At 72.5% G+C, this 8,794-nt stretch carries 8 protein-coding genes; 3 read left to right on the forward strand and 5 right to left on the reverse strand.

The window, feature by feature from the left end; translation table 11 throughout:
* Window positions 1-19 precede the first annotated feature (19 nt).
* On the reverse strand, window positions 20-934 hold the full coding sequence (locus ACFZBT_RS28460; RefSeq protein ID WP_391109150.1) for an SDR family oxidoreductase: 915 nt from the start codon (window positions 932-934) through the stop codon (window positions 20-22).
* A 104-nt stretch (window positions 935-1,038) separates the two neighbouring features.
* Between ACFZBT_RS28460 and ACFZBT_RS28465 the strand changes: the two genes are divergently transcribed.
* Window positions 1,039-1,965, forward strand: a complete 927-nt coding sequence (locus ACFZBT_RS28465; RefSeq protein ID WP_391109153.1) for a cyclase family protein — start codon at window positions 1,039-1,041, stop codon at window positions 1,963-1,965.
* Between the two features lie 469 nt (window positions 1,966-2,434).
* On the opposite strand, the gene ACFZBT_RS28470 is transcribed toward ACFZBT_RS28465, so the two are convergent.
* From ACFZBT_RS28470 to ACFZBT_RS28485, 4 genes are all read right to left on the reverse strand, one after another.
* Entirely contained in the window at window positions 2,435-2,917 is a 483-nt protein-coding gene (locus ACFZBT_RS28470; protein WP_391109424.1) for an ATP-binding protein, read from the reverse strand.
* Between the two features lie 443 nt (window positions 2,918-3,360).
* The gene (locus ACFZBT_RS28475) at window positions 3,361-4,242 is read right to left on the reverse strand and encodes an acyl-CoA dehydrogenase family protein (RefSeq protein ID WP_391109156.1); all 882 of its coding nucleotides are present in this window, start codon (window positions 4,240-4,242) and stop codon (window positions 3,361-3,363) included.
* Window positions 4,243-4,244: 2 nt separating this feature from the next.
* Window positions 4,245-5,378, reverse strand: coding sequence for an acyl-CoA dehydrogenase family protein (locus ACFZBT_RS28480; RefSeq protein ID WP_391109159.1), 1,134 nt, complete (start codon window positions 5,376-5,378; stop codon window positions 4,245-4,247).
* The gene (locus ACFZBT_RS28485; protein WP_391109162.1) at window positions 5,379-6,581 is read right to left on the reverse strand and encodes an amidohydrolase family protein; all 1,203 of its coding nucleotides are present in this window, start codon (window positions 6,579-6,581) and stop codon (window positions 5,379-5,381) included.
* A gap of 91 nt (window positions 6,582-6,672) precedes the next feature.
* Here ACFZBT_RS28485 and ACFZBT_RS28490 point away from each other — a divergent pair, with 91 nt between their 5' ends.
* Window positions 6,673-8,175 (forward strand): AMP-binding protein, encoded by a 1,503-nt coding sequence (locus ACFZBT_RS28490; protein ID WP_391109165.1) that lies wholly within the window; start codon window positions 6,673-6,675, stop codon window positions 8,173-8,175.
* Window positions 8,176-8,428: 253 nt separating this feature from the next.
* Window positions 8,429-8,620 (forward strand): hypothetical protein, encoded by a 192-nt coding sequence (locus ACFZBT_RS28495; RefSeq protein WP_391109167.1) that lies wholly within the window; start codon window positions 8,429-8,431, stop codon window positions 8,618-8,620.
* Window positions 8,621-8,794 lie beyond the last annotated feature (174 nt).

Raw genomic sequence — 8,794 nt, forward strand, 5'->3', positions numbered from 1 at the left:
CACCACACGCACCCCCGAGCTACTGGGCGTTGGGCCGCTCCCCCTCCCGAGCCGCCCGCTCCCCCTCCCGCACCCGCTCCAGCAACGGCATCGGATCCACCCCCACCGACCCCGGCAGAAACTCCGCGACCTTCTCCACGGTCCACCCGCCGGAGGCGAACCCCGCCCGCAGCTCCCTCGGCTGCGCCCACACCGCGATCTTCGCCCCAGCGACGGTGTACACCTGCCCGGTGATCCCCTCCCGGGCCGCCGCGTCGGACAGCAGATACACCACGAGCGCGGCGACGTCCTCCGGCTCCCCGATCTCCGCCAGTTCCGTCGGCACTCCCGCCGACATCCGTGTCCGCGCGACCGGCGCCACCGCGTTCGCGGTCACCCCGTACTTGTGCAGCCCCAGCGCGGCGCTCCGCACGAGCGAGATGATCCCGCCCTTCGCCGCGCTGTAGTTGGCCTGCGAGACCGACCCCTGGTGGTTCCCGCTCGTGAACCCGATCAGCGTCCCGGCCCGCTGCTTCCGCATCACCGCCGAGGCCGCCCGGAACACCGTGAACGTGCCCTTCAGATGGGTCGCGACGACCGGGTCCCACTCCTCCTCGGTCATGTTGAACAGCATCCGCTCGCGCAGGATCCCGGCCACGCAGACGACCCCGTCGAGCCGCCCGTACGACGACAGCGCCACGTCGACGACCCGCTGTCCGCCCGCCATGGTGGAGATGTCGTCGGCGACCGCCACCGCCTCCCCGCCGGCCGCCTCGATCTCCTTGACCACGCCCGCGGCGATCTCGCTGGTCGGCGAGGCGCCGTCGACGGAGACGCCGTAGTCGTTGACGACGACCTTCGCTCCCTCGGCCGCCGCCGCGAGCGCGACGGCCCGGCCGATGCCCCGCCCGGCGCCGGTGACGGCGACGACCTTCCCTGCCAAGAAGTTCCCCACGCCCGGCCCCTTCCCGTCCCACGACATCTGACGGACCGTTAGATATCAGGTTCCCGAATTCTACGACCCGTCAGATACGGGAAGACAAGCCCCGGGGAGGACTCATGTCGCTGCCGGACGCGTTCCACGACATCGCCAAGCGCGTGAACAACTGGGGCCGTTGGGGGGCCGACGACGAGCTCGGCACACTGAACCTGATCACCGACGAGGTCGTGCGGGACGCCGCGGCCACCGTCCGCACCGGCCGCCGCGTCCCTCTCGCGCTGCCCCTCCAGCAGGACGGTGTGCAGACCGGGATGATCCCCGGCCGCGTCAACCCGCTGCATGTCATGGTGCAGATCAACCAGGAGCTGTTCGGCCCGGGCACGGTCGCGTGCAGCGACGACGTCGTGACCATGGGACTGCAGGCGGCCACCCACTGGGACGCGCTGCCCCATGTCTCGCACTCGGGCCGGATCTACAACGGCCGCCCGGCCGGCTCCGTGACGGCGCACGGCGGCGCCGGGTTCAGCGGCATCGGCACGGTCCGGCACCTCGTCTCGCGCGGGGTCCTGCTCGACGTCGCCCGAGCCCGGGGCACGGACCGGCTCGACGGCGGGTACGCCGTCACCCCCGAGGACCTGGACGCCGCCGAGGAACTGGCCGGGACGCGCGTACGGGCCGGCGACATCGTGCTCGTACGGACCGGGCAGGTCCAGGTCTGTCTGGCCGGAGACCGGCACGCGTACGCCTTCCCGTCACCGGGGCTGTCGATCCGGACGCCGGAGTGGTTCCACGCGCGCGATGTCGCGGCCGTCGCCAACGACACGCTGACCTTCGAGGTGTTCCCGCCCGAGGTGGACGGCCTGTGGCTGCCGGTGCATGCCCTCGACCTCGTGGAGATGGGGATGCCGCAGGGCCAGAACTGGAATCTCGAAAAGTTGTCCACAGCCTGTGGAGAAGCGAGGCGGTACACCTTCCTGCTGGCGGCGACGCCCGAGCCGTTCGCCGGGGCGACCGGGTCTCCGGTGGCGCCGGTCGCCGTCCTCTAGGCATCCCCCTGGCCCGGCCAGCAGGATGGCGGCGCCGCGCTGCTCGCCCCGAGCACGGCAGCGCGCGCCGCCACCCGACTCCGGCGCTCCCGCCCCGGCTCCCTGGCCCTGAAGGGAGCCGACGCCGAATCACGACTCACACTCGCCGAGGGCCGCCGTCGTCGAAGCCCTCGCCGTCCCCTCACGGCGAATCGCTGCTCACCAGCGTGAGCACACGGTCACGACGCGTCAACACCCGAATCGGTGATTTGCCGGTTATGCGGCATGTGCCGTGGGTGCGCACGGATGCACTCCCGGCGCATCGCCGCACGCACCGCCGGAACCGGCCGGCCTGCCGTGCACCCGTGCCCCGGCCTCGCCGCAAGACCCCGCGGCATGTGCCGCCGTCCACAACACCTCGCGCTCCACACGCCGGCGGGCAGGGGCGGGCGCGGACAGGCACGAACACGGCACACCGGAGGACCGGGCCCTACACCGCCTCGTACGCCAGCCCCTCGAAGGACGCCCCGCCACCGCCGTACGCCGCCGCGCCCCCTGCGCACGACGCCGTGACCTCACCGGACTTCGCGCACCGGTCCAGCTCGCACCAGATGCGCTTGCCGGTGCTCTCGACGCTCCAGCCCCAGCGGTCGGCGAGGCCGTCGACGAGGGCGAGGCCCCGGCCGCCGGTCGCGTCGTCGTCAGCGCACCGGGGCACGGGGGCACGGCCGCTGCGGTCGGCCACCTCGAGACGGACCGTGGACTCGTCCGTCACCGCGTGCGGCAGCGAGAGCAGCAGCACCGCGGGACAGCCGGTGTGCACCACGGCGTTGGTGACGAGTTCGGAGACGAGCAGGATCAGCGTCTCGGCGAGCGGTTCGTCGGCCTGTATGCCCGACCCGGCCAGGCGCGAGCGGGCCCACCGCCTGGCACGCCCCACCTCTGCGGGGTCGGGCCGGATCTCCAGCTGCACTTGAAGCACCTGCACCGCTCACACCATCCGAACCGGCGGACACTTAGGCTCGCGCCTCACGAGGGCCACGATCGTAGCCATTTTCTGCATGGCCAGAACAACGGCCGGGACAAGGATCACGGAACGTGAATCCCTTGTGGGACAGCATGGTTGACGTACAGTCACCCCAACAAGCGCTTCGGGCATATTCCAGCGCGAAGGAGTACCCCTGCGGGATACTGTGCGACGCTCACCGCGGGGAGTCGAACAGGCCGCGCCCCGGGGTCGCACCGCGCTCTGAGCCACTCGCATCCCACACAAGGTACCGGAGCGGACCGCCGACTCCGGGCTGTTACGAGTCACGCATCGGCTACGACCCGGTATCAACACTCCGTAATTCCGGCATGCCACAATCCGCGACATCTCTGGGGGCATCGTCGGCAATGTCGCAGCCAGACGGCCTGTCAGACCGTCCCGGCCGCCAGATCGGCCGCGAGGATTTCCTCACTCTCCGTGACGCCACCCGCACGTTGGGTTCGAACCCATGCGCGTTTCAGATGCAGATGGACCTCGGACTCCCAGGTGAAGCCCATGCCGCCGTGCACCTGGAGACAGTCGCGGGCGCCGCGTACGGCGGCCTCGTCGGCTAGCAGACGGGCGGCGGCGATGTCGGCCGGGTCGGCGGTGACGGCGGCCGCGTACACCGCGGCGCGGGCCGTCTCCGCCCGGACCAGCATCCCCGCGCACAGGTGCGCCACCGCCTGGAAGGCCCCTATGGGCCGTCCGAACTGTTCGCGGGCCCGGGCGTGTTGCGCCGCCAGCTCGCAGACGCGGCCCGCCGTGCCGAGCTGCTCCGCGGCGGTGAGGAGGACCGCGACGGGGTCCGGGGCCACCGCCACGCCGCCGGGCACGCGGTGCAGCGGCGTCAGCGGGTCGAGGGAGCGCAGCGGCACGGCTCCGGCGGTGTCGCCGTGTACGACGTCGGCCTCCGCCAGCCACTCCGCGAGGCCGCCGTCGACGGCCGTCACGACGGTCTCCCCCGTGGCCGCGCCCGGTACGGCACCGGCCGCGAGGTGGGTGGCGGCCAGCGGCCCGGGCAGCAGCGCCCGCCCCGCCTCCTCGAACACCAACACCGCCTCGGGCAGCCCCAGTCCGACGCCGCCGTCCGCCTCCGGCAGCCGCAGCGCGAAGAACCCGGCGTCGCCCAGGGCCCGCCACAGCGCCCGGTCAAGCCGCACCGGGCCCCGCACGGCGGCCCGCAGCGCCTCCGCGTCGAAGCGCCGGGCCAGCAGCTGCCGCACCCCGTCACGCAACGCCCGCTGGTCGTCCGTCAACCGGAAACGCACGGTCACCGTCCCTTCGGCAGGCCGAGGATCCGCTCGGCGACGATGCCGTGCTGGATCTGCGAGGTGCCGGCCGCGATGGTGTACGAGAGGGAGGACAGCCGGTCCAGGGTCCAGGGGCGGTCCAGATCGAGGCAGTCGGGGCCCAGTACCTCGGCGGCGGCGTCGTAGAGCTCCTGGCGGGCGTGCGAGTACCGCAGCTTGAAGACCGAGCCACCGGCGCCGGGCACCCCGCCCGAGGCCTCCGCCGCGCTCACGTTCCACTGCGTGAGCCGCCACAGCGCCCGGAACTCCGCGTTGAGCCTGCCCAGCCGGCGCCGCAGCGCCGGGTCGCCCCAGCGGCCGTTCTCGCGGGCCCGGGCGGCCAGTTCGCCCAGGACGCGGCGGCAGGCGACGACCTCGCCGGCGAAGGCCGTGCCGCGCTCGAACGACAGCGTCACCATCGTCACGCGCCAGCCGTCGTTCTCGTCCCCGACCCGGTTGGCGAGCGGCACGCGCACCTCGTCCAGGAACACCTCGGCGAACTCCGCCGAACCGGCGAGAGTCCGCAGCGGCCGTACGGTGATGCCGGGGGCGTCCATGGGCAGGGCGAGCCAGGTGATGCCCCGGTGCCTGGGCGCCGCGGGGTCGGTGCGGACCAACAGCTCGCACCAGTCGGCGACTTCCGCGTGCGAGGTCCAGATCTTGGAGCCGGTCACCACATAGTGGTCGCCGTCGCGCCACGCGCGCGTGCGCAGGGCCGCGAGGTCGGAGCCGGCCTCCGGTTCGCTGAAGCCCTGGCACCAGACCTCCTCGCCGCGCAGGATCGGCGGCAGCCAGCGCGCCCGCTGCTCGTCCGTACCCTCGGCGGCGATGGTCGGCCCGGCGTGCAGCAGCCCCACGAAGTTGGCGCCCACGTAGGGCGCTCCGGCCTTCTCGGTCTCCTCCAGGAAGATCAGGCGGGTGGTCGGGGAGGCGTCCCAGTGGACCTCGGCGTATCCGGCGTCGTGGAGCCTGCGCTGCCAGCCGAGGTCGTAGGCGCGGCGGGCGGGCCAGTCGTCCGGGGACGGCTTGGGAGGCAGCACGGGCAGCACCGTGCCGAGCCACTCCCGCAGACGCGCCCGGAACTCCTCTTCCTCCGGCGTGTACGTGAGGTCCATCTACCGGTCGAGGTCCAGGTCGAGCATGCGGATCGCGTTGCCGCGCATCAGCTTGTAGACCGTCTCGTCGTCGAGGCCCTTGACGTGGTCGAGGGCGACTTCCCTGGTGTGCGGGAAGGTCGAGTCGACGTGCGGGTAGTCGGTCTCGAAGGTGGCGTTGTCGCGGCCGACGACGTCGAGCGAGGCGACCCCGTGCTTGTCGCGGAAGAAGCAGCAGTAGATCTGCCGGTAGTAGTACGTGGACGGCGGCTCGGGGATGGTGTCGCGGACGCCGCCCCAGGCGCGGTGCTCCTCCCAGACGTCGTCGGCGCGTTCCAGGGCGTAGGGGATCCAGCCCATCTGGCCCTCGGAGTAAGCGAGTTTGAGGCGCGGGAACCTCACCAGGACCCCGCTGAAGAGGAAGTCCATCATCGAGGCCATCGCGTTGTTGAAGCTGAGCGAGGCCTGCACGGCGGGCGGTGCGTCCGGGGAGGCGGCGGGCATCTGGGACGAGGACCCGATGTGCATGTTGACGACCGTGCCGGTCTCCTGGCAGACCGCGAAGAACGGGTCCCAGTAGCCGGAGTGGATGGACGGCAGCCCGAGGTGGGTGGGGATCTCGGAGAAGGTCACGGCCTTCACCCCGCGCGCGGCGTTGCGGCGGATCTCGGCGACCGCCAGCTCCACGTCCCACAGCGGGATGAGGCAGAGCGGGATGAGCCGCCCGCCGCTGTCCCCGCACCACTCCTCGACCATCCAGTCGTTGTAGGCGCGCACGCAGGCCAGGGCGACCTCCTTGTCGTGCGCCTCGGCGAAGGTCTGGCCGCAGAAGCGGGGGAAGGACGGGAAGCAGAGGGACGCCTCGACGTGGTTGAGGTCCATGTCCTCCAGGCGGGCCTTCGGGTCCCAGCAGCCGCGCCGCATCTCCGCCCTGGTGATGCCCTCCAGGGTCATCTCGTCCCGGTCGAAGCCGACGGCGGCGATGTTGCGCTTGTACGGGAACTTCAGGTCCTCGTAGATCCACCAGTCGGTGGGCGGGCCGTCCGGGTCCATGGTGATCCGGTACTTGCCCGCGACGTAGGCGAGTTCACCGATCCCGGCGGTCAGGGGCCGGGGTCCGCGGTCGCGGTACTTGGCCGGCAGCCACGTCTCGAAGAGATGGGCGGGCTCGATCACGTGGTCGTCGACGCTGATGATGCGGGGCAGTTCGGTCGCGCGCTCCATGGGTCCCCTCCGCCGGACTGATGCTTATCTGACGCAACGTCAGATAGCATCCCACCTGACGACCCGTCAGCCAAGCAGCTAGGGGGCAGTCGTGAACGAGACCCCGCACGCCCTGAGTTCGTCCCGCACCCTGTGGGAGCTGGTCACCCGCCGCGCCGCCCTCACCCCGGACCGGCCGCTCTTCCTGGAGGCCGGCCGCGAACTCACCTTCGGCGCTCTCCGCGCGCGCGCCGAGCGGGTGGCGGCCGGGCTGTACGGCATGGGCGTCCGCCCCGGCACGGTGGTCGCCTGGCAGCTGCCCACCCGGATCGAGACGGCCCTGCTGTCCTTCGCGCTGGCCCGCCTCGGGGCCGTGCAGACGCCGGTCATCCCCTTCTACCGGGACCGCGAGGTGGGCTTCGCGCTGCGTGAGTCGAGGGCGGAGTTCTTCGCGGTGCCGGGCGTGTGGCGCGGCTTCGACCACGGGGAGATGGCCCGGCGGCTGGGCGCGAAGGGTGTCTTCGAGGCGTACGGCGACCTGCCCGACGGCGATCCCTCCGTCCTGCCTCCCCCGCCCTCCTACGGCACCGCGGTCCGCTGGATCTACTGGACGTCCGGCACGACCTCCGACCCCAAGGGCGTGCTCCACACGGACCGTTCCCTGATCGCGGGCGGCTCCTGCCTCGCCCACGCGCTGCGGCCTTCGGGGGACGACGTGGGGTCGATCGCCTTCCCGTACGCCCATATCGGCGGGCCCGACTACACGGTGATGCTGCTGCTGTACGGCTTCCCGGCGGTGCTGTTCGAGCAGTTCGCGCTGCCGGACGCGCTGGATGCCTATCGCCGGCACGGGGTGACCATGGCGGGCGGGTCCACGGCGTTCTACTCGATGTTCCTGACGGAGCAGCGGAAGCGGCCGGGGGCCCGCCTCGTCCCCTCACTGCGGCTCCTGGCGGGCGGTGGAGCCCCGAAGCCGCCGGAGCTGTACCACGCCGTGGTCCGCGAGATGGGCGTCCAGCTCACCCACGGCTACGGCATGACCGAGGTACCGATGATCACCATGGGCGACCCGGACGACACCCCCGAACTGCTGGCGACGACCGAGGGGCGCCCGCCGGAGGGCATGGAGATACGGATCGTGGACGGGGAGGTGCGGTTGCGCGGGGAGGCGGTGTGCCAGGGGTACCTGGATCCCGAGCAGACGACGGAGGCCTTCGACCAGGACGGCTTCCTGCGCACCGGCGACCTCGGGCACCTCACGGAAACCGGCCACCTGGTTCTCACCGGCCGCCTCAAGGACGTCATCATCCGCAAGGGCGAGAACATCTCGGCCCAGGAGATCGAGGACCTGCTGCACCGGCATCCTGCGGTCGGGGACGCGGCGGTGATCGGCCTGCCGGACGCGGCGCGCGGCGAGCTGGTGTGCGCGGTGGTGGAACAGCCGCCGGGCGCCGAGCCCTTGACCCTGGCGGCGGTCACCGCGCACCTGCGCACCGAAGGGCTGTCCGTGCACAAGCTGCCGGAGCGGCTGGAGGTGGTGGACGCGCTGCCGCGGGGCGAGACGTTGCGGAAGGTACTGAAGTACAAGCTGCGCGAGCGCTATTCGGGCGAGTGACGATGTTAGAAGAACACCGGGGCGGGCGAGTGCCGCACGCCGGACGGGCCGGCGGACCGAGCGGGCGAGTGCCAACGCCGGGCGGGCCGGCGGACCGAGCGGGCGAGTGCCAACGCCGGGCGGGCACCGCGGACCGGGCTAGCGACGCGGGTGAGGGACGCGACCCGGGCGGGCGACACGACGTGGGGTGCGCGACGCGACCCGGGCAAGCGCCCGGACCGGGCTGGCGGCGCGGGCCGGGCCAACGGCGCGGGTGAGCGACGCGACCCGGGCGGGCGACACGACGTGGGGTGCGCGACGCGACCCGGGCAAGCGCCCGGACCGGGCTGGCGGCGCGGGCCGGGCCAACGGCGCGGGTGAGCGACGCGACCCGGGCAAGCGCCGCGACCCGGGCGATGGACACGACAGGGTGCGCGTGACCCGGGCCGCGACCCGCCCCGGCTGAGCGACACAACTAGGGCAAGCACGCCCCCAAGCGAGCGACACAACACAGGCCAACGCATGGCCCTGGCAAGCGACCCGCCCCAGGCATGCGACCCGCGCCAGGCGCGCGACACGACGACGCGGGAGCGCGCATGGAGCAGGCCAGCGACGCGGGTGCGCGACGCGACCCGGGCGA

It is taken from the genome of Streptomyces sp. NPDC008137 (assembly GCF_042957035.1).
Taxonomy (GTDB): Bacteria; Actinomycetota; Actinomycetes; order Streptomycetales; family Streptomycetaceae; genus Streptomyces.

Excerpts from the sequence above, each read along its gene's own strand:
- ACFZBT_RS28465 (WP_391109153.1), top strand. The coding sequence starts at position 1,039 with ATGTCGCTGCCGGACGCGTTCCACGACATCGCCAAGCGCGTGAACAAC.
- ACFZBT_RS28480 (WP_391109159.1), bottom strand. The coding sequence starts at position 5,378 with ATGGACCTCACGTACACGCCGGAGGAAGAGGAGTTCCGGGCGCGTCTG.
- ACFZBT_RS28485 (WP_391109162.1), bottom strand. The coding sequence starts at position 6,581 with ATGGAGCGCGCGACCGAACTGCCCCGCATCATCAGCGTCGACGACCAC.